This window comes from Haladaptatus marinus, assembly GCF_051194195.1.
This window is the reverse complement of record NZ_JBLZNK010000009.1, coordinates 73,901-95,994: the sequence shown is the minus strand read 5'-3', so window position 1 is coordinate 95,994 and position 22,094 is coordinate 73,901. Positions and strand designations below refer to the sequence as shown.

Sequence of the window (22,094 nt, the reverse complement as noted above, 5' to 3'; positions counted from 1 at the left end):
ATGTTGACGCGACGCGGACAGGGATTTCTCCTCGTCGGTATCCTCGGAATCGGGATGGCGTTTTTCTTCGGTGCGCGGTCACTGAACGCCGTCGTCGGTCCGATTCTCGTCGCGCTGGTCGTCGGCTACGTGCAGTTGAAACGAACCAGCCATCCGAACCTCGACGTTTCGGCACCGAGCGTCGGATTTCGAGGCGACGAGGCAACCGTTACGCTCGATTTTTCGGCACCGGATCCGTTCGCCGGACGTGTTTCGTTGGGCCTCGGCGATGGACTCGAATACGCGGGCGAACCGGTCGAAACCAGTATCGGCAACACGGTAGTCGAGTTCGACGTTCTCCTCGCAGGGCGCGGGGAGCAGGCTATCGGCCCGGTTCGCGTCGTCGCGGAGGACGTGTTCGGCCTGTTTCGTCGAACGTTCACCCATCAAGTGCGCGAGTCGATACTCGTCTTTCCACAAATCCACCCGGTAGACGGTGTATCAACCGTCTCGGCGCTCGAAGAGAGCCTCGGCGTGTCGGTGCGGCGCGAGTTCGACCAGCTGCGCGAATATCAACGAGGCGACCCGCTTCGTGATGTCCACTGGAAATCGAGCGCAAAGCGTCCCGCGGACGATTTGCTCATCAAGGAGTTCGAAACGGAAGAGGAACGCCAACAGATCGAAATCACGGCGGAAGCCGATGCCGGACGCGTCGATACCGTGGCGGACGCGACAGCGAGCATCGCAGCAGCGTTGCTCGATACGAATATCGCGGTTGGACTGATAACACCTGACGGGCGAGTGTCCCCGGATTACGGAGATGCACAGCAAACGAACGTCCTCACGCAACTCGCACACATGAAAAGCGGCCGTGTTCACGAACGCGAGCGAGGACGGGCAGATATCGTCATTCGTGGACTGACGGGAAGCGAGGATGCTGAGATACGGTTCGGCGGTCGAACGATGTCGTTCGACGACTTCGCTTCCAGCGGGATGCGGTCGTCACCACGGTCGGCACGGGCGGATGGTGGGACGGACGAGCGAGGAACCATGCAAAACGAGCGAGGCGAATCACGATGAGCACGATACAGGACGACCGCCTGCGGTTCGGCGGATTGACGATACCATACCATTGGCTTGCTGTCTGTTCGACGGCGGTGCTCATCTGGTCGTACTTGAGCATCCTCTATCGCATCACGAACGTCGTCAGCGCCGCGGACGATTTGTTGTTGTTGGTCGCAGGGTCACTCATCGGCGCCATGCTGTTGGCACGGAAACTACCGGCGTGGACGGCGTTCGTGTTCGGCGCGGTTCTACTCGGTATTGGCCTGTTCAGTTACTACGCGACGGTTCCCGGGGCGTATCTCACGCTATCACAGTCGGGGCGGATCATCGCGGACACCGTCGCGCTGTTAACTGGGCTATCGGTCGAGATGATGCGCGAGATAGAGACGTGGGCGCTGAGTGTCGCACCCGGAGCCGTCTTCGTTCCGTGGTACCTCGTCTTCCGGCGGCGGTACGGACTCGCCGCGGCGAGTGGCGGGGCGGTACTCGGTTTCTTCGTTCTCACGGGCGACGCCGGAGCGTTCGTAACCCTCGTCGGAATGGTCGGCGCGCTCGGTATCGTCGCCTTCGGGACGATGTCGCGGTACGGTGGCACTATCGCGCAGATGGACGTGCTGGCTGTGGCGTTGGTGGCGATGATACTCCTCTCGACGACGGTTAGCGTCGTCCCGGGTGGGAATGCGAGTCCGATTCTTCCGAGTGGCGGCAGTGGCACTGGAGGGAGCGGCGGACTCATCAGCAACCACCAGCGCGTCGCCGTGCAGGGAAGCATCGAACTCTCACCGAAGGTGCAGTACGCGGTGACGGCGAATCACGGCGGATACTGGAAAGTGGGGTCGTACGACCGCTACACCGGCAACGACTGGGTTCGAACCGGCGGCAATCAAGCCTACGAAACTCAGGCACCACCTCCGGGAAGTTCCTACGAAGTGCGCCAGACGTTCACCGTCGAAGCAAAACGCGTCGACGCGATGCCAGCGGCGTGGAAGCCGATACGGGTCATCGGAAATGCGAGAAAGAACACTCGAATCAGCAGCGCCGGCGGATTGGTACCGAAGAACGCGCTGACGGAAGATCAGACCTACAGCGTCGTCAGCCGCGTGCCGACGAAGAACCCGGATACGTTGCGTGATGCCGGGACGGAGTATCCCGTTGGTCTGAAACGACAGTACACCCAACTGCCTGGAACGACGCCGAACCGGCTGAGACAGAAGACGAACCAGATTACCGCCGATGGGGACAACCCATACGAGAAGGCGGTTCTCGTCGAACAATGGTTGGAGGAGAACAAGCGATATTCGCTCGATGTCGAGAAACCGAACGGTTCAATCGCCGACTCGTTCGTCTTCGACATGGAGAAAGGCTACTGTATGTACTACGCCACGTCGATGGTTACGATGCTTCGGACACAGGGGATTCCGACACGGCTCGTTACCGGATACACGTCGGGACAGCGCGTCTCGGAAGACCAGTGGGTCGTCCGGGGGCTCGACTCGCACGCGTGGGTCGAGGTCTACTTCCCCAACACCGGTTGGGTTCGGTTCGACCCGACCCCCAGCGGCCCACGGTCGGCCGCGGAAGAGGCGATGGTCGAGGAAGCGCGTGCGAACAACGAAACGCAAATCGATGCCGCGGGGAGCGAAAATGGAACGTGGACGCCCGAGCCAACGACGACCACCACCACCACCACAACCACCACGTCAACGACCGACGACGACAACGCCACGAGCGACGTGGAAGATGGTCTACAGCCGAACCGTGGCGATGTCCCAAATACCATCGCTGGCGGCGGGACGGGTTCGGTGACAACGACCCAGACGACGAACTCGTCCGCCGTCGGCGGGGGTGGAATTCCCATCAGCATGCCGTCGAGGGAGCAACTGCTGTACGGTGGATTGTTAGCCATCGGACTCCTGCTCACGGCCAGACGGAGTGGCGTGCTCCAACAGATGTATCGAACGCTGTGGGTACGGTGGCAACCGCGTGATGACCCCGAGACGGACGTGGAGCGAGCGTTCGACAGGTTGGAGTATTACCTCTCGCGAAAACATCGCACCCGACGACCGGGCGAGACGCCGCGCGAGTACATAGCCGCACTTTCACACGTTGGTGTGGACGACCGAGCGCAACGTGTCAGCTCGTTGTACGAGCGAGCGCGCTACGCGGGAGACGTGAGCCGAGAACATGCAGATGAAGCGGTGTCGCTCGTAAACGATATCGTTCGGGGTTCTCGCGGTCGGAAACCGAGTGGATAAATACCACAGGACATGGCAACATACCCGACAATGTTTAATAGGTTGCTTTCGTAGCCCCATGCGTAATGTCGGAAGTCTGCTCGACGTGCGGGCTGCCTCAGGAGCTTTGCGTCTGCGAAGACGTCGCCAAAGAATCCCAGCAGATCACTATCCGCATCGACGAGCGCCGTTACGGAAAAGAGGTAACGATCATCGAAGGATTCGATCCAAAAGACGTGGATCTAGATACCCTATCCTCGGACCTAAAGTCCAAGTTCGCTTGTGGTGGTACGGTCGAAGATGGGCAGATAGAACTTCAAGGGAATCACACCGGACGCGTTGAGGATTTCCTCCGCGACAAAGGGTTCAACGTCGCCTGACGAGCCGGTCCGGGTAACGGTTGATTTTTGAAGAAATAGGTCGGGAGCTACGCCTCGATTCGTTCAAGGCAGTCATCGATAACTCGGTAGAGGGATTTTCCGCTTCGTTCGCTGAACGCGACGAAAATTCCATCCGTTTCGGTGCGAGTGAAATGGATGACAAACAGGTTACCGAAGGTGTAGACGTTTGCACGGGGAGTTCCGAGTTCGGGGGCAACCATCCTCGACAGACCGATCGTATCGTGGAGGTCACGACATAGCCCGACGAGATCTTCTATCTGGTCGTCGTCGAAGTTTCCGCGAACCGTGTCCGAAAGGTAGTAGATGTCGTACTCATCCTGTCCGTATGCGACGATACCCTGTAAACCGCGTCCGGCACGACGCTTGCAGTACGTCCCAACATCACGCACGCTAACATGTATCATGATAAGTTTTGGAAAACACATTGGTAGACAGTAGCATATATTATGTATCGTTGCCGAATCGGAAACAGAATTAGAACGGCGCGTCGGACTCGACACTGCCGGCCGATTCGAGCTCGTGTTCCCACTTCTCCAACCCGCCTGCCATGCTTTCGACGCGAGTGTCCTCCGGGACACCCTCGTACGAACTGATGAGTCGGGCGGCCTGTACGCTCGATTTTCCGAGGGGACAGATAGTGACAACGCGATCGGCATCGTCCAACTCCGAGACCCGTTGTGGAAGCGTGTGGAACGGGATGTTTTCGCTTCCGGGGATATGACCGCCATCGAACTGCGATTTGGGCCGAATATCGACGATTCGCACGTCAGCGTCCGACTCTATCAGTTCGTGCACGTCGTCCGTAGAGATTTCTGCGTCCATCGGGACGACGTATGGACGCCGACGGAATAAGCGACCCGGTCGTCCGTCGAAGGAGATCGGTCAAAGGATTCCCGCCTCACGGGCGACCAGTAGCGGTGGAAGCGACCAGCCACAGACCGGGCCAGCGCGAACGGTGTCGATAGCCGCTTCGATTGGAACCGTTCGCACCTCGATGAACTCGTCCGGTTCGAGATGCTGCGCTCCCGGCGAGAGGTTTTCGGCGTAGACGATAGCTCTCCGTTTTCGCATTCCCGCCGTCGGGTAGTAGGTTTCGAGCAGTTCGACCTGTTCGGCTTCGTAACCCGTCTCTTCCCGGAGTTCGCGCTTCGCTGCCTGTTCGTACGACTCTCCGGGGTCGAGTCGGCCGGCCGGACAGGAGAGCACCTGCTCACCGAGTCGCGGACGATACTCCTCGATGAGCACGAGTTCGTCGCCGGTTCGAGCGACGATTGCCACCGAATCCGGCGGGTCGAACCAAAGGCGACGAATCTGCTTGCCATCGGGGCGTTCGAGGGAATCGTACCCCACCGCGTGGCCGAGCAACGACACGCCCCGTCTCGCTTTTCGTTTCCAGTTCATCCGTCGATGAGACCGGCCTCGCTGGCGAGGAGCAACGCCTCGATTGTCGCGTCGTTGGCAGGGCTCTCACATGCCGCGTCGAGAGCGTCTTCGACCGGAATCGCTCGCACCGAGAGGAATTCGTTGTCGTCCAAATTCCGATCCGTCGGCGTCAGTCCTTCGGCGAAGACGATTCCGCGTTCGTGGCGCAAGACGCCCGTGGCAACCCAAAACGACTCGAGGAGGGCGAGGCTGTTCGCCTCGAATCCCGTCTCCTCACGGAGTTCCCGTGCCCCCGCAGTGGTGTAGGATTCGCCGTCCTCAACGATTCCGGCGGGACATTCCAGACACGCCTCTCGAATCGCGGGACGGTACTGTTCGACGAAGACGATTTCGTCGCCCGCGAGCGCCAGCACGACAACCGCGGGCGGCAGTTCCGCCCAGTAGTACTTTTTTCTCGTCCCATCGGGTTGCTCGACGAGGTCGTAACCGCCGGTATACCAGCCGGTTTCGTACTCGGTGTTCGATTCGAGCACCGGCCAGTCGTGGTCGCGCCAGTCGTCAGTCATAGCCGTAGAGTATCGGGGAAGGGGCTTAAAAACGGGAGAATGGAGTTCAAAGCAGGCGTCAGAGTGGGGGGTCTTTTTGAATCGCGATTTCGACTCCACAACTACGACCGAATAATTCTGGCGACTCGGACGCTGAAGCCATAACGGAAGAATTACTGGTTCGAAAATACCGCCACCGCATGCGGACAGTCGCGCCGACCGTAACACGACTGTCCTCGGTGTCCCCGTATCTCCCCGGTCGTTCGCACGTCCTCGGCGAACTGCCTCGGACGAACTCACCACGTTCTGAGTGATTGACTGGCCTGCAACCGTCTAATGCAAGTGACACAGCCGCCAGAGGGCTAGCACACTCACCGCGAACGAGGAATGTAATGACGAGAGAGCGTGCCAAGCGACGACCGGTGCGAGGCGCTCCGCGCCTCGAAAAGCGAGCGGCGAAGCCGCGAGCCGAGGGAGGAGTGCCGTGCTTTTGATCCAGCTTTTACAGGAAGCCAACAAGCGACCGTCGTAAAAGCTGGTGGTCTTGAGGGATGGATTTATCACTTTGCCACCCGCTACTGATACACGATGAGTGAGGTTTCCGCGAGCGTCGGGCGCTACCTCAGCACGATTCATCTCGTGAGCGAGAGCACTGGCCGCCCGGCGAAAACCGGCGAACTGGCGACTGCCCTCGACGTGAGCGCAGCCAGCGTTACCGAGATGCTCGCGTCGCTCGAATCGCGCGACCTCGCAACCTACGAGAAATACAAGGGTGCGATGCTCACCGACGAGGGTGAAAAGACCGCTCGCGAAGTGATGTGGAAACACTGCCTCGCGGAGAACTTTCTCGAAGACGACCTCGAAATCGAGAGTCCCGAAGCCCGTGAAATGGGTCAAGCCCTCTCGGATGAGGTCGCAACGCGGCTTCGCGAGTTGATCAACCACCCCTGTGTTGGCCAGTGCAGTGCGCCCCAAACCGAGTACAGCGAATGCTGTGACGACATACGCGGCGATACCTAACTACGCGAACTGAACGATTTTCTCGAAATGGTCGAGCGGCAGTCGCTCGCCGCTCGTGATTCCGCGAGCAGGTTCGGAGTCCAAACTGCCGACGATGAACTGCCGAGCGACGAGCGACTTTCGGTCACGTCCGCTCGCGAGTTCCCGGTCTGCTTCGGCGAGTAACAAGCCAGCGGTGTACACGTCGAAGATGTACGCCGCGAGTTCCTTCGCGTGGAGTTGGGCGTAATCATCGTCGCTCGTCGCCAACGTGGCCAATGCGTCTTGCAATCCCCCGAGTTTGTCACGCGTAGTTTGCACGAGGTCGGAGAGTTCTTTGTGTTCGACGCCATCGAGTCGTTCCCGAATGCGGGTCAGTGCAGGCTCGTGAGCGTTCTCGCGCGCCATCGACCGAAGCACGTCAAGCGAGAGAACGTTCGACGTTCCCTCCCAGATGGGAAGCACCTGCGCATCCCGCAGGAGTCGGTGGGTGACGAAATCGTCCACGTAGCCGTTCCCGCCCTGAATCTCCATTGCGTCGGATACGATATCGACCGCCATACGCCCGGTTCGGGATTTCGCAATCGGGACGAGAAGACGCATCAGCGCGAACGCGTCCTCGTTGCCCTGACGGTATCGTTCGAACTCGCGCCCCGCGTCGAACGTGAACGCCGTCGCCGCTTCGTGTGCGACGGCCATTTCGACCAAATCCCTGCGCATCAGCGGATATCGGTCGATGCGCTGGCCGAACGCCTCGCGGTTCGCGGCGCGAACCTTGCTCTCCAGCAGCGCACGACCGATGAGACCACAGGATGCAAAGGCGTTGGCGATTCGTTCGAGGTTGAGCATCTCGGACATATATTTAAATCCGGATTCGGACTCGCCGACGAGATAGGCCTCTGTATCACGGAATTCGACTTCCGCCGTCGGGACGCTCACGGTTCCAAGTTTATCCTTCAATCGACGGATGTAGTAGTCGTTTTGCTCGCCGTCGCGCTTGGTTCGGGGGACGAGAAACAGGGAGAGACCAGCAGTTCCGTCGGGTGCATCGGGTCGCCGAGCGAGTGTGAGAATCGCGCCGGAGTCGACGTTCGAGCAAAACCACTTTTCTCCGGTAAGTTGCCACACGTCGTCCGCCTGCTCCGCCACAGTTTCGGTCGCTCCTACGTCGCTTCCGCCTTGGCGCTCGGTGAGAAACATCGCACCTTGCAGTAGGCCGTCGTACTCGCGGGTCGTGAGGCGGTCGAAGAAATCGGAGAGGGCGCCATCGTCGAAGCGTTCTAGCACCAGCGCGACACCCGCGGTCATGGCGACTGGACAGGTCAGACCGACATCCGCGTAAGCGAGCAAGTAATCCATCGTCAGGTGGTGGAGAATGGATTCGGGGCTCTCCCTGCCGGGAGGCGACCGAAATGAATCGGCGACGATGCCCGCACCGTATACCAGTACCTCGTTTTCCAACTGCGCAGGATGATATTCGATTTCGTTGATGAGCGTTCCGAACCTATCGTAACGATGCAGTTCCGGCCCGTGTGCATCGATCGTGTCCGAGTTATCGGCAATCGTCGTTCCGACGAGGTTGCCGAACTCCGAAAGCCGCTCTCTAGACCAGTCGCTCGCGCCGGTTCGTGACGCCTCGAAGCGGAGAACAGGGTCGAACTGCCAGTAGTTCATTCCGCGTCCGCTGTCGAACTGGTCGTACTCGATTTGTTCGGCACCTGATGTCATTATCACCGAACAAATCGGGCGCGAAGTAATTAAACGATGTCCCGGTAGACGCGGCCGAAGGCAATCCGCTGAAGCGTTGCGACCGCCGCTTCCTCCTTTTCGTTGTACGTCGCCGCAACCGCGGTTTCCGCGGCGGGTGCGACGTGCCATGCGACGTTGTCCACGTTCTCGCTTCCTTCCACGTGCACGTTGAACTCCTCTGGAACCGCGTTCTCGAACTCCTCGCGTGTTCCAGTAACGACTTCGAGAAGGGAGGCAAACAGTGCGTTTCGTGCGGTTTCGACTACATCAGCCGTCACGCGGTTGCCGTATTCCTCACGGTCGAACTCCATGGCTTTGGCCGTCTCCTTGACGACGGTCTGTGCCGACGGGCCAACGGTTTCGTACTGTTCGCGTGCTTCGGCCTCGTCCTTTGGGGCGAAAATTCCGTGTGACTCCATGGTCAGCGATTCTCGGGCCGGGAACTATTCGTTTTCGTCCTCGTCGTCCGATTCTTCCTCGCCGTCCAACATGCTCTGGGTCATCTCTCGCGCTTCGTTCAGAATCGATCGGGCTTCTGCACCCATGTTCGCATCCCGCCCGTATCCGCCTGCCTGCTGAAGTTCGGTTTCCAGTCCGTGACCGTGCTGGTCGTGGGTGTGTTCCTGCGAACCGTGATGATGGTGGTTATGGTCGTGAACCGTATCCTCGAACACCTGTGGATACTCCTCTTCGGACGCGTTCTCCGTGACACGGGATGCGAGTTCGTCCGGACTCTCCTCGTCCCATCCCGGCGCATGCTCGTCCAGCCACGTTTCATGCTCGTCGTCGCCAAGCATCGCGGCGAACGCGAGGTGGTTGGCGAGGTGTTTTCCGTCGGACTGTGGCGTCGCACAGACCGGACACGCAAATCCCATGTCGCGCTCTACGAAGCGCAGACGGAAAAACGATTCAGTTCAGTCGAGTTCGACGATCATCACGAGCGCATTCTCGCCGTCGCCGTAGTATCGAGGCACCGTCCGGAGGTAGTGAAACCCAAAGTCCTGATAGAGTGAAATCGCGGTTTCGTTGCTCTGTCGCACTTCGAGTTTGACGGAGTGGATACCTTGTGCCCGAAGTCCGTTGAGTGCGCGCCCCAACAGCTGGCGACCGATTCCCTCCCCGCGCCGAGCGGGATGCACCGCGATGTCTTTGATATGACCGAGTGCGCGCCCGTGATTTGGAACCAGATCCGCGACGACGTAACCGACGACTTTCGACTCGTCGACGGCTACGAGAAACGTCGGTTTGCCGACGTAGTGCTGGAACGCCGAAAACGGCCACGGCTGGCTAAACGAGTCGTTCTCGATACGAAAGATGGCGAGCAGATCCGCGTCTTCGGCGGGACGAATGGTCGGCGTGTTCGTCTCGCTCGCGGTTGTCGTCACGCTAGAGAGTTCGACGTGCAGGCCTAAAATACCACCTTTTACGACGGTCGAGCGACAGGGCCAGCGCGATTCGCGCTGGCCCTGTCTGTCTCCCTGTAAAAGCTGGACCAAAACACGGCGCTCCTCCCTTCGGTCATCGCTTGGCCCGCTTACTCGTCGCTATCGCTCCTCGTTCGCGGAAAGTGTGCTGGTCTCTGCGGTTGGTCAGCCTGCGTAACTACGGATTTCTGATTGTAGTCTCTCGAAGCAGTTGGGGTAATTATAAATCGTCTCTCCATTTTCGTATCTGCTATGACTGATATCGTGCTGATGAAACAGAAAATTAAGCCGGGGAAAAGGTCACGCTTGAAAGAGTGGTCGGCTGAAATCAAAGAGCGAAACGAAGAAGCGATTGAGACGCTCCAAAACGAAGGAATGCACTTCGAGTCAGCTTTCATCGAGCGAACTGACGAGGGTGATTTCTTGGTCTATCACATGAAGGCTGAGGATATCGAGGAAGTGTACGAGTCGTTCGAAAATTCGTCGCACGGGATAGACCGAGAACACGAGGAAGTCATGCGGGAAACGCTCGAAAGTGCCGAAAACGTCGGTGAGTACGAACTGCTCTATCATCTCGACAATCCAAACTTACCCTAAGCAACCGACACAACCACCACGACCAGCAACTCCCCCGGAAAATCAGAGATTTTCCGGGCCGACGAACGACCAAAGGGAGCGAGGAGTGCTTTTGGTCCAGCTTTTACAGAGAATGCGAGAGAACTTCGCTCTCTCGTTCCTTCACGGGCGTCGCCCGTGAAGAAGCCAGACGGAGAGCGACGTGGTTCGCGTCGCTCTTCGTCTCTCGGCTGTCGAAAAAGGTGGTAGCTGAAGGGTCGTTAGTCGTCAGCAGGTGCCGCGCTGTCGCCGGACTCGGCCTGCTTCTTCGTGTGCGAGAGCTTGCCACCGTCGGCGAGGATACGACGCTCACGCTCGGAGGCGTCGAGGGTTGCGGTGAGTTCCCAGTCGTCGTTCACGCGAACGGTGAACTCTTCCTGACCAGAGCGAACTGCTTCCGCAACGTCGTCAACGACTTCGATGTCGTCGCCCTGCTCGATCTTCTCGTAATCGTCCGCGTCGATTTCGAGGGGGAGCAGACCGAAGTTGAAGAGGTTCGCCTTGTGGATGCGGGCGAAGCTCTGTGCGAGCACACCTTCGACACCGAGGAACATCGGACACAGGGCCGCGTGTTCGCGGGAGCTACCCTGACCGTAGTTCTCGCCAGCGACGAGGAACCCGCCGTCGGCGTCGAGTGCGCGCTGTGCGAAGGAGTCGTCAACGCGCGAGAGGGTAAACTCGGAGAGTTTCGGAATGTTCGACCGGTACATCAGGATGTCCTGCGTCGCAGGGATGATGTGGTCGGTCGTGATGTTGTCCTGCATTTTCAGCAGGGCCGGTCCTGCGAGTTCGGATTCGAGTTCGTCCTTCAGCGGGACGTCGCCGATGTTCGGGCCTTTGATGAGGTCGTCGTCCACGGCCTCGTCGGGAGCGATGAGGTCGGGGTCGTCGGCACTGCTACCGTACTGGTCGCCCATTTCGATGCCCGGTGCGTCGAGGTCGCCGAGTTCGTCGGCGAGGTCGCGTGGGTCGATGATTTCGCCCTTGATTGCCGCAGCCGTGGCGACTTCCGGCGAACAGAGGTAGACCGAGTCGTCCTCGATACCGGAGCGACCCTCGAAGTTACGGTTGAAGGTTCGGAGCGAGACGGAGTCGGATGCCGGAACGTGACCGATACCGATACAGGCACCACAGGTCGCCTCGGAGAAGTTGACGCCGGCCGCCATCATCTCCGCGACCCAGCCCTCACGGGCGAGCATTTCGGAGGCCTGTTTGGAACCGGGTGCGACGATGAGGTCGGTTTTCCGGTCGACCGTGCGGCCTTCGAGCATCTTCGCGGCGGGGAGGATGTCCTCGTAGCCACCGTTCGTACAGGAACCGAGGATGACCTGATCGACCTTCTCGCCCGCGACTTCGCGGACGGGAACGACGTTGTCCGGCATCGACGGCTTCGCGATGAGCGGTTCGAGGTCGGAGAGGTCGATGACGATTTCGTCGTCGTACTCCGCGTCGTCGTCGGGTTGGAGGTCGACGTACTCGTCCTCGCGGCCGAGTCGGGAGAGCCAATCCTTGGTCTCCTCGTCGGTTGGGAAGATGGAGGTCGTCGCGCCGAGTTCCGTTCCCATGTTGGTGATGGTCGTTCGCTCCGGAACGGTGAGGGTTTCGACGCCCGGACCGGTGTATTCGAAGATTTTGCCGACGCCACCCTTCACAGAGAAGCGACGGAGCATCTCGAGGATAACGTCCTTGGCGGTTGCCCACTCCGGGAGCTCGCCTTCGAGTCGGACGTTGACGATTTCGGGCATCTCGATGTAGTATGGGCCGCCACCCATGGCGACTGCGACGTCGAGACCGCCGGAACCGATCGCGAGTTCGCCGAGACCGCCGGGAGTCGGCGTGTGGGAGTCCGAACCGAGCATCGTCTTGCCGGGTGCGGCGAAGTTCTCCTTGTGGACGTTGTGACAGATACCGTTGCCGGGGCGGGAGTAGTGTGCGCCGAACGTGCCTGCCGCCGAGCGAAGGAATCGGTGGTCGTCCGTGTTCTTGAAGTCGAACTGGTACGTCTGGTGGTCACAGTACTGCGCGGCGACTTCGGTCTGGACTTCATCCATGTCGAGCGCCTCGAACTGGAGCCAGACGAGGGTACCAGTCGTGTCCTGTGTGAGAACTTGGTCGATCTCGATTCCGATTTCCTCACCGGTTTCGAGCTCGCCCTCGACGAGGTGGTCGTCGAGAATCTTTTCCGTCAGTGTTTGTCCCATATCGGACGGATATCGACTCTCCGGAGTTATAAATCCCGCGCGTTTCATTTTTCATCAATCGTGGTAAATCCGCATCTGGTGTGGCAATTCTTTCGAAAACAGGAGCAAAAGTGTGCCAACAAGGAACAACCAAGCTAGTGATTCGACACGATTTTTACGGGTAGAACTGAAGGAGGTGTATGTTCCGGAGTGGAACGTTCGTGGCAGAGCACATTGCGGAAACCACAGATGAGCAGATTCAGCCCAACGGGGTCGATCTGACACTGGAAGCCGTTTACGAACAGCGTGATTCCGGCCGAATCGGACGGGAGGAAAAGGAGATCGGCGACCGTCAGCGGATCGAATCAGAACAGGTGGGCGAAAGCGTTCCGGAAACGTACTACCTTCCAAGAGGAGCCTACATCGTCCAGTACGGAGAAACCGTACGGATTCCTGACGGTCACGTCGGCTACATCTACCCACGGTCGTCGCTCATGCGCAACTCGTGCATGCTCAACACCGCAGTCTGGGATGCAGGGTACGAGGGCAAAGGCGAGGGACTGCTGCAAGTCCATCACGACATCGAACTCGAACGTGGCGCGCGAATCGCACAGCTCGTTCTCAGTGAAGCAGGTCACGAGGGGACGTACGACGGCGACTACCAGGGCGAGAATATCGAACCGGTTCCATAAATAGCATCCACCCACGCTAGAATCCGGAAATACCCGCTCGCTGAGACATGTTCCCGTAGGAACGGTCGAAAACCGTTTCTAGAATTATTTTACGAACAGTATAAGAATATTTAAGTTTCAACCATTGGCAGAAAGTGTTTAGTTTATTTGGTTCAGAATGAACAACAAGATGGTTGCTAACCAACCACGAGGGCGGCGGCGATTTTTGAAAGCAACTGGCGCGGCGGCGGTCGCGTCGGCAATACCATTCAGTGGCACTGCAAGTGCGGGTGAGGGAATCATCGACGGCGCGTTCGACCTCGCAACGAGCGCGCTACAGCAGTCCCTCGTCGTGTTCGAATCCAACGACGACGTTGACCTGTTGGATACGCTGAACCTCACGAACGGCTATCACAAGTTCGAGGTGCTTCCGATCGGCTACACCGAACTCTCGGTGGCTCAGTTGGAGACGGTCGCCAACTGGGATTCCGTTCGATACGTCCAGAAAAACGTCGAACTCGACTACTACAACGACGACACGCGGGAGGTGACGCAGGTTTCCGAAGTCCAGTCCAGCGGCTATACCGGGGACGGCGTCCACACCGCAGTTATCGACTCGGGTGTGGACGGCGACCATCCCGACCTCGATTCCAGCCTCGTCGCAAACTGGCGATGGGCGGGCAATCCGCTCGGGTCGCCGACCCTCTGGGTTCCCGCTGGCGACCTCGACACCGACGACAACGGGCACGGGACGCACTGTTCGGGGACGGTTGCGGGCGACGGAACCCAGAGCGACGGCGAGTACAGGGGAATGGCACCGGACGCCGACCTCACGGTCTACTCGGCGGGGCTGACTCTGACCATCGTCAAACCGGTCGCGGCGTTCGACCACCTCCTCGCACGCCAGCAGGCGGGAGAAACCGACATTTCCATCGTCTCGAACTCCTACGGTTCATCGAACGGCGAGGACTTCAACCCGGACGACGCGCTGAACGTCGCTACCTGGGAAGCGTGGACGCAGGGACTCCTGCCGGTGTTCGCGGCGGGGAACTCCGGGCCAAGTACGAACACGCTCAACCAGTACGCCAAGGCACCGAACGTGCTTGGCGTCGCCGCGACGAAAGACAACAAGAAGGTCACAAACTTCTCTTCGCGTGGGCGAAAGAAAAGTCAGAGCCCGAACAACTGGGACCGCAAGACGGCGCTCGATAACCTGGAGCAGTATCGCAACGGCGGGTCGCCATCCGGCCCCCTCGGCGTCTATCGACCCGGCGTCGGTGCGCCCGGTAACGCCATCGTCAGTACGATGGATCCGACCGACCCGCTCAACGTTTCAGGTGGCGATACCGACTTATGGTACGCCAGCATCAGTGGAACGAGCATGTCCTGTCCGGCAGTGGCTGGAATTGTCACGCTCGTCGTCGATGCGTACCGACAGAACAACAGCGGGTCGCCGACGCCAGCCGAACTGCTGAACACGGTCTCGGCGGAAGCCGAAGACGCGATTAGCGGCTACAAGCCGTGGACGATTGGCTCCGGGTTCGTGAACGCCCAGTCCGCCGTGACCCGTGCCGAGAACGGAAACATGGGGACGTACAGCGACGTAAGTCTCGTTGACTACTGAAATCGGTTCCCCCCTTCACCGGAACCGATACGATTATTTTCGTCGGATTGCCATAGACGGTCGAAGTGACGTGAGCTCTTCAGACGTACTCAAGGAATGTAACGACTGTGGAGAGCAGATGCTCGGCGTATATCTCGAAAACGGCCTCTGTGCGGAGTGTCGTGACGGGACGTCCCGGTAAACGGTCAACCTGCGGAACAAGTGCCGAGAAATGGTTATCTCGGTTCGCCACCACTGTCCGAATAGGAGTGGACACTATGGGTCTAGTAGTGCGAAGGGAACCATGAGTGGTCGAAGCCTCACTTCTGTCTTCGACGAGTTCGAACTCCTGGACAGTCTCGGCGAGGAACTCATCGCACTCGATGAGGAATAGCGATTCACGCATGTGAACGACCGAATCGTAGCACGGACGGGTATCGGCGCAGAGACACTTCTCGGGACGGTTATCTGGAAGTCACTCCCGAGCCTCGTCGGAACGCGGTTCGAATCCGAACTGCGGGACGCCATGGCGACGGGAGAGAGTCGGTCGTTCGAGTACTCATACAGTCCGTGACACGGCAGGAGATGTACGAAGGAGTTTGTGATGCGTTGGCAGGAACCAATTTGTACGATTTAGCAATCTATCGCCCAACTCGAGGGACAGGAAAAAGCGACTTCCGTCTCCGAGCTGTGCGACGAGTTGCTCGTCACGGAGTACGACGGGGAGGCGACCGACCGTGACCGCCAATGGATAGAAGTCGAACTGTATCACGTCCATCTGCCGATGCTGGCGGATTACGACATGGTGGAGTTCGACATCAAAGACGGCACCGTCACGCCGAAATCGACTCTCGACGTGGAACGGCTCAACTGGAGCAACGCCGAATCAGGGGTGCTCACGGGTGAGTCGGATTGAACATCCAATTATTTGGTGGACATGCCTCGACGAAAAAATCACTTTCGTATACGAGGCAACCCACCTTCGCATTCCGGAAATCGAGGTGGTAGGGTAATAGCCCCTGCACTCTCGGTTTTCCACGAGCAACACTGTTCTATCGTATTGGGTATCGATACGAAATGAGCTACCGAGATACCGAGGTACATCGTTGAGAGGTTGGAATCGGAACCTACACACGTAGGTACAGAAATGATGACGAACTACGGCCTAGCCTCATTCGACCGCTAATAATGAATGAGACCAACGACCAAAAACGCGGCCGATAGCGACCGTTCCGACACCGCGAAGCACGGTTCGACGGTGAAACCGGGTCGAGGAAGCTCGATTCATTTCGCTCACCTCAGGTGCTGGCGCCGATGACGACTAGCGTGCTGCTCGTTCCGCTCACATTCACCCACGTCGAACCCGGGTTCACCTGTACCGAACCGAAGGTGTACTCGCCCGACTCGGCCAGCGAGTCGGGTGCCTCGGCGAAGTAGGTGACCTCGGTTCGTTCGTCGGCAGTCGCGTCGCTCGTGAAGTGGACGTACTGCACGTCGCCCGCATCTTCGACGCGGGCGACATCGTCGGAGTTTTCGACCAACACGTTCCACTCGGCGGGCACCACGTCACGAACTCCCGAGTCCTCGGATGGGTTGACGGCAAGTTTCACGTGGTTCGTCTGGCCGCCGGTGAAGACGGTGGCATCGTTTTCTCGCTCGCCGGACGCGAAGAAGCCGTCCTTGGTGGTGACGTCCACGGCGAAGTGCGCCTGCACGTCGTTGCCGTTGATGGCACCGGGAACGTCGACAAGTTTGCCGACGACGTAGAGCACGCTGTCGCCGCTGTTCCGACCGAGCGAAACGGAAAGCGAGGCGTCGCCCGTGAGCCCCTGCGCTCGTCCGAGGATGTTCGGTTCGCCGTTGGTTGCCGGATTGGCGGCGTCGTAGACGAACAGGTCGATGTGCGGGTCGCCCTTTGCCATTCCCTTGTTGCCACCCGAGAGGTGGCTGAACGTCACGTTCACGTCGACCGTCCCCGGCCCGGCCTCGACGTAGCCCGCGAACGCGCGCTCGTCCTCGGGGAGGTTCAGGCCGACCGTCGCCTCCGTGAGTCCTGTAGCGTCCCGAGTGACGGCGTCGATTGCCGACCCGACGTTGGCGCGCCCGTAACCCTCGTAGGGGTCTCGGGCACCGAAGTCGTAGGTCGGCCCTTCGGTTCGGTGGTAGGGTGCCGCAGTGAATGCCGTTTCCGAGGCGGTTGCGAGAATCGCCTGCTTGAGCAGGTACACGTCCCCCAATCCGGCTTCGTCCGGCGACGGGAGCCGAATTTTGCTCGGCACGTCAGTGCTCTCCATCGCCTCCGCGACAAGGCCCGAAATCCCCGAAACGTACGGTGCGGCCATGCTCGTACCGGCCTTGCCCGTGTAGTCACGAATTGGCGGTTGCTCGCTCTCGTCGTCCGCCGCGATTCCCTTCTTCGCCGCCCGCGCGAGGTCGGTGACCGTGCCACCCGGCGCGGTCACGTCGGGTTTTCGATAGACGGTGTTCGAATCCTCGTCGTAGGCACCCAGTCCGCCGCTGGAGTACGCCGAGATACCGTCGAGCGGGCCGGTTGCAACGACCGAAATCGTCTCGTCCGCGACGTTCGGCGCGCCATTTCCGTTGGCCGGAGTGGCCGCGTTGCCCGCTGCGGCGGAGACGAGAAGACCCGCCGACGCGATGTCCTTGATAATCGATGGGTCCTCGGCCAGTAGGCCGCCCGCTGCGCCGAGCGGTGCGCCGCCGACGTATCCCCACGACATGTTGACGACGCGCATGTTGAACCGGTCGGCGAACGTCTCGGCGTGCTGTGCGAGGTCGGCGGTCGCGCCGCCGAGGCCTTGCAGACCAACGACGCTCGAATTTGGCGCGATACCGGCGTGGATGGAACGGTCACCGCTTGCGAGTCGGTCGGCGACCGACTCGTCTTCGGCGAAGAAGGCACCTGCGCTCACGGAATCGACCGTTGCAGTCGAAATCGCTTCGCCTTCTGCTGGACGAATGTAGACCGTGTACGTCGCGGTACCGGAACCGTGGACAGTGTGGGCTTCCGCGACGTTGTTGTCCCACTCGCTCGTGTCCGAGAGCACTTTCGAGGAGCCGAGTTCCTGTCCGTCCGGCCCCTCGATGATGATTTCGATGCCGTCGCCGTAGGCACCGCCGAAGATGCCGCGGTTCGGGCGCGCATCAACTTCGTACGAAAGCGTTTCGCCGAGCGTCAGGGTCGTCTGCGGTTCGTCTTCGGTGACCATATCGGGGTTCACGGCGCTGGCGATTCCGGATCCGGCCATGATGGACGTGACGTGGGTGCCGTGACCGTTTTCGTCGCGCGGTTCGGCGTAGCTTCCGTAGCGACTGCCGGAGTCGTACCAGCCGACGACTTTCGGGGTGTCGGGCGTCACGTCACCCGACGGGAAGACGCTGCCGTCGTAGGGAGTGAGTGTCCCTTCATATCGGTAGTAGTCGCCCGTAATCTCGTAGTCAGCGACGACGTTCAGGTACGTCTCGACGACGAAGGCGTACTCCTCGCCCGCGTTCACATCAACCGTGAGCGTTTCCGGATTGTCGCCCGTCGCCGAGGAGGCGACGCGCTCGCCGGCGGAATCCTCGATGTAAAATTCGAGGTCTTCCCCTTCGTCCTGAACGTCTTCCGGCGTCCACGCACAGGCCGCCTGAATCTCGTCCGCGCCATCCGGCACCACGAAGGAGTGGCGTTTCGTCGCCGGAGCGACAAACGTTCCGGGGCCAATCGAACCCGAAAACGACTCCGACTGGTCGAGTTCGACTCGGTCGACCGCCTCCGACCCGTCCTTCGTGATGACGAGTTCGCCGTCACGGGCGACTGCCCGGACGTCGTTCCATGGACCGAGGTCTGGGTGACGTGAGTCGATGCCGCTGTCGGTCAATCCGATCGTTCGGTCGGTACGGCCCCGATACCCTCGTTCCCATGCTTGAGTCGCTTCCCTCACCCGCCAGTTCGAAAACCGGTCGTCGAACGCGCTTGCTGCGCTACTGTGGCCAGTTGAAAGTAATCCCGCTCCGGCGAGGGCACCACTCGCCGCGAGGAATGAGCGCCGTGAAAGTGCGTAATCCGATTCGTCGTGAGGATGCTTTGTTCCCATACCACATGGGAGGGAAACCCATTGAAAAGAGATTGTGACAAAACCATCCAAACGTCCAAGTTCGAAAACGAATTGGAATAACGGCAGATAGTCCTAAATATCTGGAACGGAGTATGATAACTGAGGGCACACGAGGGGATGGCCGTGGACATCGACCGGCCCGGCGTCGTGCTGTTCGTCGCGTTACTCTGCTTGCCGAGCCTCGCCGTCGCCATTCCCGACGGCGGGACGACCGGCACTCCACTGGACGAAACGAACACCACGAGCGCCGAGACGACGACCATCGACACCGCCGTCGCGACGACTGACGCCGTGGTGACGACTGCGAGAAACTCCGTTTCTGGGACGAATACCGAGACGACAACGACGACAGCGACGGATTCCAGCGATGATGTCCGTGACGAGACGAGGGACACTATTTCGGATGCCACGACAACAGTGGACGATTCGGCCGAGGATGAGAGCGACGGAACCGGGGAATCAGTCACGGATACGGTGGATACGCGAGACTCGGTCGGCGACACTGTAGATTCGGCGACCGGGTCGGTCGGTGATACCACGACTGCGACGGGAGTCGATGCACCCGACACCGATGCTCAGACCGCTGCTGCTGTGGGTGAGACAGCGGGGCAGTCGTCTCCCGCAGGAGAGATGACCGAGTCGAACGACGTGGCCGAATCGGGAGATAGCCTTGCCGATGGGACGGCGACAGCGACGACAGCGAATGGGGGTGGCGACCAGTCGGCCATGGGAGATACTGCAACCGAAGTCACGAGCGCAGTCGATACCGCGACGGAACGCGTCGCAAGCACCGAAAACGCGGCAACGACCGCGAAGACGGGGAACCAAGCTTCGGAAAACGGTGTGTCTGCGAGTAATGCGAAAACGAGCGACTACGAGTCCACGACCGTCGATCAGCGTGAAACGGATGCGACTGGAGGCGGAAACGAAGCGTCGGCAACGTCGGCCGATGAGACGACTGAAGCGGGTGGCGCGCTGGCGAGCGCCGACGAGACGGAAACCAACACACGCCAGCGGCGACCATCGAGCAAACCGGTTCCGAAACCGGTCGAAACAGCGGGACTGGCCGGTGCCGTGCTCGTGTTGGGTGTCGGTAGTCATCTCCCGGACGTGACCGCGCTGACGATTAACTCGGGTGCGACAGCCGTCGCACCCGTCGCCACGGGGCGAGAGAACCATCGACTTTGGCGAGTTCTGACCATGTTCCGGTACAGTCGATACGACGATTCCGACCCGTTGGAACACGAGGTCAGGTGTGCGCTCTTCGAGCGAATCGAGCGAACCCCGGGGTTGTACCTCTCGGAGTTGGACGCCAGGATGGACGTGTCGCTCTCGACGATTCGTCACCACCTCCGAGTGCTGGAACGCGAAGAAATGATAACGGGAACGAAAGTGCGCGGCAAACGCCGATTCTATCCCGACGACGATGGAGTTGAACTGGCCGCCGCATTGGCTGACGGACCGACCGCGGCGGTGCTCGATGCGGTGGCTCGCAGGGAACCTGCTTCCGGCGGCGAACTGGCGGACGAACTGAACCGCGACCCCAGTACTGTTACGCATCACCTGAAACGATTGGAAGCTGACGGACTGGTCGAGCGGGAACGCGACGGGAGAACGATCGTAAATCGACTCTCGCCGGAAGCACAAGCCGCATTCTCCAACCGACCCGCGGCGAGCGCGGACGACTAACCAGCCACCCATTTCGAAACGAAAGGGTTTTTCGACGTTTCTTCGCAGTGAAAAGCGTGCAACGAAACCAGGCCCAGTTCTACGCGCTCTATCTCACACGGTTCGCCGCTGGGTTTGGGTTTATTACACTGTCCACGCTCCTCCCGAAGTATCTCAACATCCTCGACCCGCAATCGGGAGTCGTCGTCGGTCTGTTCGTTTCCGGTCTGACCGCGGCGCAGACGGTGGTCGTCGTCCCGATGGCGTGGGCGGGCGACCGCTACGACAAACGAAACGTCCTACTTGGGAGTCTCGCCATTTCTATCCTCTCGTACGCCGCATTCCCCTTCGTGGAGAGCAGTTGGGGCTTCATCGCGGCGCGGGCGCTTCAGGGCGTCGCTATCACCGGCACCGGCCTCATCAGCCTCTCGCTCGTCGGCGAACTTTCGACGGCAGACACGCGAGCGAACCACATCGGCAAGGCCAACGCTGCCAGATTCGCGGCGTCCATCCTCGGGTCGATTTCCGCCGCCGTACTGTACGAACAGTACGGGTTCAGCGTCGTCTTCGGCGTCATCGTCGCCCTGTTGATTCCGGCGCTCCTCGGCGTAGTTCTGTTCGTCGAACGCGACGGAACGCGAATCGAAGGCTTCCCGTTCTCCGACTTGGCGCTCAACCGCAAACTACTGACGCTGACGAGTTTCCGGGCGCAGTACTCCGTGGCGGTGACGATGGTTCGAGCGTGGGTCGTCGTCTACGCCGGACTGGAGGCATCAAAGGGTGGATTGGCCTACGCGACGCTCGCGGTCAGCGTCGTGCTCATCGCGGAGAAGTTCATGAACATGCTATTTCAGCCATACACGGGGCGGCTGTCCGACCACTACGGACGCGCCCTCTTCGTCTTCGTCGGCGGCGGCCTGTACGGACTCGTTGCGCTCTGTATTCCGTTCGCGCCTGCAATCGGCCAGTCGCTCTCCCTGCCCGCGATGTTTCCCGTGCTCGGCAAGCTCTCATCTGCCTTCCTTCCGCTGGTCGGCCTGAATGCCCTCCTCGGCGTCGCGGACAGTTTCCGCGAACCAGCCAGCATGGCGCTGTTCGCGGACGAAGGCGCAGACGGGGCGGGCGTGGCCAGTAGCTTCGGAATCCGGGAGTTGGTCTGGCGGCCCGGCAGCATCCTCGCGCCAATTCTCGCGGGACTCCTGATGACCGGCCCCGGTATTCAGTGGGTGTTTTACGTCGGTGGACTTGCGTCGATTTCAGGCGTGGTGACCTTCTTCGGCGTGCTGTCGTATTCCCACGGTGCGAAGGCGCTGACGCAGTGGTGAAAAGCGAGCAGAATTCTCTTTTCAGTTTCAGTCTCGTAGCCTTACAGACCCGTTTTGAATCTCTTGGCGACGTTATAGACGGAGTAGAGAACGCCGAATGGAAGGAAGAACGTGGTGAGACACCAGTTTCTC

Annotated in this window: 21 protein-coding genes; 11 read left to right on the top strand and 10 right to left on the bottom strand. The window is 59.9% G+C overall.

Annotation, left to right across the window (positions count from 1 at the left end; all coding sequences use genetic code 11):
• From ACN2TU_RS25430 to yciH, 3 genes are all read left to right on the top strand, one after another.
• Positions 1 to 1,059: a DUF58 domain-containing protein gene (locus ACN2TU_RS25430; protein ID WP_435159468.1), complete on the top strand. Its 1,059-nt coding sequence runs from the start codon at positions 1 to 3 to the stop codon at positions 1,057 to 1,059.
• Complete coding sequence (locus tag ACN2TU_RS25425; protein ID WP_435159466.1) at positions 1,056 to 3,299, top strand: transglutaminase TgpA family protein; 2,244 nt, start codon at positions 1,056 to 1,058, stop codon at positions 3,297 to 3,299. Before ACN2TU_RS25430 ends, ACN2TU_RS25425 begins: the two co-directional genes overlap by 4 nt.
• Before the next feature lie 65 nt (positions 3,300 to 3,364).
• Positions 3,365 to 3,658, top strand: coding sequence for a stress response translation initiation inhibitor YciH (gene yciH / locus ACN2TU_RS25420; RefSeq protein WP_435159464.1), 294 nt, complete (start codon positions 3,365 to 3,367; stop codon positions 3,656 to 3,658).
• Positions 3,659 to 3,705: 47 nt separating this feature from the next.
• Here the strand turns inward: yciH and ACN2TU_RS25415 are convergent, their stop codons facing one another.
• The 4 genes from ACN2TU_RS25415 to ACN2TU_RS25400 form a co-directional block, all read right to left on the bottom strand.
• Positions 3,706 to 4,083 (bottom strand): DUF7522 family protein, encoded by a 378-nt coding sequence (locus tag ACN2TU_RS25415; RefSeq protein ID WP_435159463.1) that lies wholly within the window; start codon positions 4,081 to 4,083, stop codon positions 3,706 to 3,708.
• 70 nt (positions 4,084 to 4,153) lie between these two features.
• Entirely contained in the window at positions 4,154 to 4,501 is a 348-nt protein-coding gene (locus ACN2TU_RS25410) for a rhodanese-like domain-containing protein (protein WP_435159461.1), read from the bottom strand.
• Positions 4,502 to 4,561: 60 nt separating this feature from the next.
• Positions 4,562 to 5,080 (bottom strand): NUDIX hydrolase, encoded by a 519-nt coding sequence (locus ACN2TU_RS25405; protein ID WP_435159459.1) that lies wholly within the window; start codon positions 5,078 to 5,080, stop codon positions 4,562 to 4,564.
• The gene (locus tag ACN2TU_RS25400; protein WP_435159458.1) at positions 5,077 to 5,628 is read right to left on the bottom strand and encodes an NUDIX hydrolase; all 552 of its coding nucleotides are present in this window, start codon (positions 5,626 to 5,628) and stop codon (positions 5,077 to 5,079) included. Before ACN2TU_RS25400 ends, ACN2TU_RS25405 begins: the two co-directional genes overlap by 4 nt.
• A gap of 567 nt (positions 5,629 to 6,195) precedes the next feature.
• Here ACN2TU_RS25400 and ACN2TU_RS25395 point away from each other — a divergent pair.
• The gene (locus ACN2TU_RS25395) at positions 6,196 to 6,627 is read left to right on the top strand and encodes a metal-dependent transcriptional regulator (RefSeq protein ID WP_435159456.1); all 432 of its coding nucleotides are present in this window, start codon (positions 6,196 to 6,198) and stop codon (positions 6,625 to 6,627) included.
• On the opposite strand, the gene ACN2TU_RS25390 is transcribed toward ACN2TU_RS25395, so the two are convergent.
• The 4 genes from ACN2TU_RS25390 to rimI are packed head-to-tail and all read right to left on the bottom strand — an operon-like array spanning position 6,628 to position 9,740.
• On the bottom strand, positions 6,628 to 8,334 hold the full coding sequence (locus tag ACN2TU_RS25390) for an acyl-CoA dehydrogenase family protein (RefSeq protein ID WP_435159455.1): 1,707 nt from the start codon (positions 8,332 to 8,334) through the stop codon (positions 6,628 to 6,630). It abuts the gene before it with no gap.
• 29 nt (positions 8,335 to 8,363) lie between these two features.
• On the bottom strand, positions 8,364 to 8,774 hold the full coding sequence (locus ACN2TU_RS25385) for a DUF5809 family protein (RefSeq protein WP_435159454.1): 411 nt from the start codon (positions 8,772 to 8,774) through the stop codon (positions 8,364 to 8,366).
• Between the two features lie 24 nt (positions 8,775 to 8,798).
• Complete coding sequence (locus ACN2TU_RS25380; RefSeq protein WP_435159452.1) at positions 8,799 to 9,230, bottom strand: DUF5810 domain-containing protein; 432 nt, start codon at positions 9,228 to 9,230, stop codon at positions 8,799 to 8,801.
• 39 nt (positions 9,231 to 9,269) lie between these two features.
• Complete coding sequence (gene rimI, locus ACN2TU_RS25375) at positions 9,270 to 9,740, bottom strand: ribosomal protein S18-alanine N-acetyltransferase (RefSeq protein WP_435159690.1); 471 nt, start codon at positions 9,738 to 9,740, stop codon at positions 9,270 to 9,272.
• 291 nt (positions 9,741 to 10,031) lie between these two features.
• On the opposite strand from rimI, the gene ACN2TU_RS25370 reads away from it, so the two are divergent.
• Positions 10,032 to 10,376 carry a DUF6176 family protein gene (locus tag ACN2TU_RS25370; protein WP_435159451.1) on the top strand — a complete coding sequence of 115 codons (345 nt, stop codon included), beginning with the start codon at positions 10,032 to 10,034 and terminating at the stop codon, positions 10,374 to 10,376.
• A 239-nt stretch (positions 10,377 to 10,615) separates the two neighbouring features.
• On the opposite strand, the gene ACN2TU_RS25365 is transcribed toward ACN2TU_RS25370, so the two are convergent.
• The gene (locus tag ACN2TU_RS25365; protein WP_435159450.1) at positions 10,616 to 12,595 is read right to left on the bottom strand and encodes an aconitate hydratase; all 1,980 of its coding nucleotides are present in this window, start codon (positions 12,593 to 12,595) and stop codon (positions 10,616 to 10,618) included.
• A 179-nt stretch (positions 12,596 to 12,774) separates the two neighbouring features.
• Here ACN2TU_RS25365 and ACN2TU_RS25360 point away from each other — a divergent pair, with 179 nt between their 5' ends.
• The 4 genes from ACN2TU_RS25360 to ACN2TU_RS25345 all read left to right on the top strand — a co-directional run bounded on the left by ACN2TU_RS25360 (position 12,775) and on the right by ACN2TU_RS25345 (position 15,764).
• Positions 12,775 to 13,266, top strand: a complete 492-nt coding sequence (locus ACN2TU_RS25360; protein WP_435159448.1) for a deoxyuridine 5'-triphosphate nucleotidohydrolase — start codon at positions 12,775 to 12,777, stop codon at positions 13,264 to 13,266.
• A 169-nt stretch (positions 13,267 to 13,435) separates the two neighbouring features.
• The gene (locus ACN2TU_RS25355) at positions 13,436 to 14,869 is read left to right on the top strand and encodes a S8 family serine peptidase (RefSeq protein ID WP_435159446.1); all 1,434 of its coding nucleotides are present in this window, start codon (positions 13,436 to 13,438) and stop codon (positions 14,867 to 14,869) included.
• A 385-nt stretch (positions 14,870 to 15,254) separates the two neighbouring features.
• Positions 15,255 to 15,422 carry a hypothetical protein gene (locus tag ACN2TU_RS25350; RefSeq protein ID WP_435159445.1) on the top strand — a complete coding sequence of 56 codons (168 nt, stop codon included), beginning with the start codon at positions 15,255 to 15,257 and terminating at the stop codon, positions 15,420 to 15,422.
• A gap of 69 nt (positions 15,423 to 15,491) precedes the next feature.
• Complete coding sequence (locus ACN2TU_RS25345) at positions 15,492 to 15,764, top strand: DUF7344 domain-containing protein (RefSeq protein ID WP_435159688.1); 273 nt, start codon at positions 15,492 to 15,494, stop codon at positions 15,762 to 15,764.
• A gap of 382 nt (positions 15,765 to 16,146) precedes the next feature.
• Here the strand turns inward: ACN2TU_RS25345 and ACN2TU_RS25340 are convergent, their stop codons facing one another.
• The gene (locus ACN2TU_RS25340; protein ID WP_435159443.1) at positions 16,147 to 18,948 is read right to left on the bottom strand and encodes a S8 family serine peptidase; all 2,802 of its coding nucleotides are present in this window, start codon (positions 18,946 to 18,948) and stop codon (positions 16,147 to 16,149) included.
• A gap of 144 nt (positions 18,949 to 19,092) precedes the next feature.
• Here ACN2TU_RS25340 and ACN2TU_RS25335 point away from each other — a divergent pair, with 144 nt between their 5' ends.
• Entirely contained in the window at positions 19,093 to 20,658 is a 1,566-nt protein-coding gene (locus tag ACN2TU_RS25335) for a winged helix-turn-helix transcriptional regulator (RefSeq protein ID WP_435159441.1), read from the top strand.
• A gap of 56 nt (positions 20,659 to 20,714) precedes the next feature.
• The gene (locus tag ACN2TU_RS25330) at positions 20,715 to 21,962 is read left to right on the top strand and encodes an MFS transporter (protein ID WP_435159439.1); all 1,248 of its coding nucleotides are present in this window, start codon (positions 20,715 to 20,717) and stop codon (positions 21,960 to 21,962) included.
• Positions 21,963 to 22,094 lie beyond the last annotated feature (132 nt).

Excerpts from the sequence above, each read along its gene's own strand:
- ACN2TU_RS25430 (WP_435159468.1), top strand. The coding sequence starts at position 1 with ATGTTGACGCGACGCGGACAGGGATTTCTCCTCGTCGGTATCCTCGGA.
- ACN2TU_RS25425 (WP_435159466.1), top strand. The coding sequence starts at position 1,056 with ATGAGCACGATACAGGACGACCGCCTGCGGTTCGGCGGATTGACGATA.
- yciH (WP_435159464.1), top strand. The coding sequence starts at position 3,365 with ATGTCGGAAGTCTGCTCGACGTGCGGGCTGCCTCAGGAGCTTTGCGTC.
- ACN2TU_RS25415 (WP_435159463.1), bottom strand. The coding sequence starts at position 4,083 with ATGATACATGTTAGCGTGCGTGATGTTGGGACGTACTGCAAGCGTCGT.
- ACN2TU_RS25410 (WP_435159461.1), bottom strand. The coding sequence starts at position 4,501 with ATGGACGCAGAAATCTCTACGGACGACGTGCACGAACTGATAGAGTCG.
- ACN2TU_RS25405 (WP_435159459.1), bottom strand. The coding sequence starts at position 5,080 with ATGAACTGGAAACGAAAAGCGAGACGGGGCGTGTCGTTGCTCGGCCAC.
- ACN2TU_RS25400 (WP_435159458.1), bottom strand. The coding sequence starts at position 5,628 with ATGACTGACGACTGGCGCGACCACGACTGGCCGGTGCTCGAATCGAAC.
- ACN2TU_RS25395 (WP_435159456.1), top strand. The coding sequence starts at position 6,196 with ATGAGTGAGGTTTCCGCGAGCGTCGGGCGCTACCTCAGCACGATTCAT.
- ACN2TU_RS25390 (WP_435159455.1), bottom strand. The coding sequence starts at position 8,334 with ATGACATCAGGTGCCGAACAAATCGAGTACGACCAGTTCGACAGCGGA.
- ACN2TU_RS25385 (WP_435159454.1), bottom strand. The coding sequence starts at position 8,774 with ATGGAGTCACACGGAATTTTCGCCCCAAAGGACGAGGCCGAAGCACGC.
- ACN2TU_RS25380 (WP_435159452.1), bottom strand. The coding sequence starts at position 9,230 with ATGGGATTTGCGTGTCCGGTCTGTGCGACGCCACAGTCCGACGGAAAA.
- ACN2TU_RS25370 (WP_435159451.1), top strand. The coding sequence starts at position 10,032 with ATGACTGATATCGTGCTGATGAAACAGAAAATTAAGCCGGGGAAAAGG.
- ACN2TU_RS25365 (WP_435159450.1), bottom strand. The coding sequence starts at position 12,595 with ATGGGACAAACACTGACGGAAAAGATTCTCGACGACCACCTCGTCGAG.
- ACN2TU_RS25360 (WP_435159448.1), top strand. The coding sequence starts at position 12,775 with ATGTTCCGGAGTGGAACGTTCGTGGCAGAGCACATTGCGGAAACCACA.
- ACN2TU_RS25355 (WP_435159446.1), top strand. The coding sequence starts at position 13,436 with ATGGTTGCTAACCAACCACGAGGGCGGCGGCGATTTTTGAAAGCAACT.
- ACN2TU_RS25340 (WP_435159443.1), bottom strand. The coding sequence starts at position 18,948 with ATGGGAACAAAGCATCCTCACGACGAATCGGATTACGCACTTTCACGG.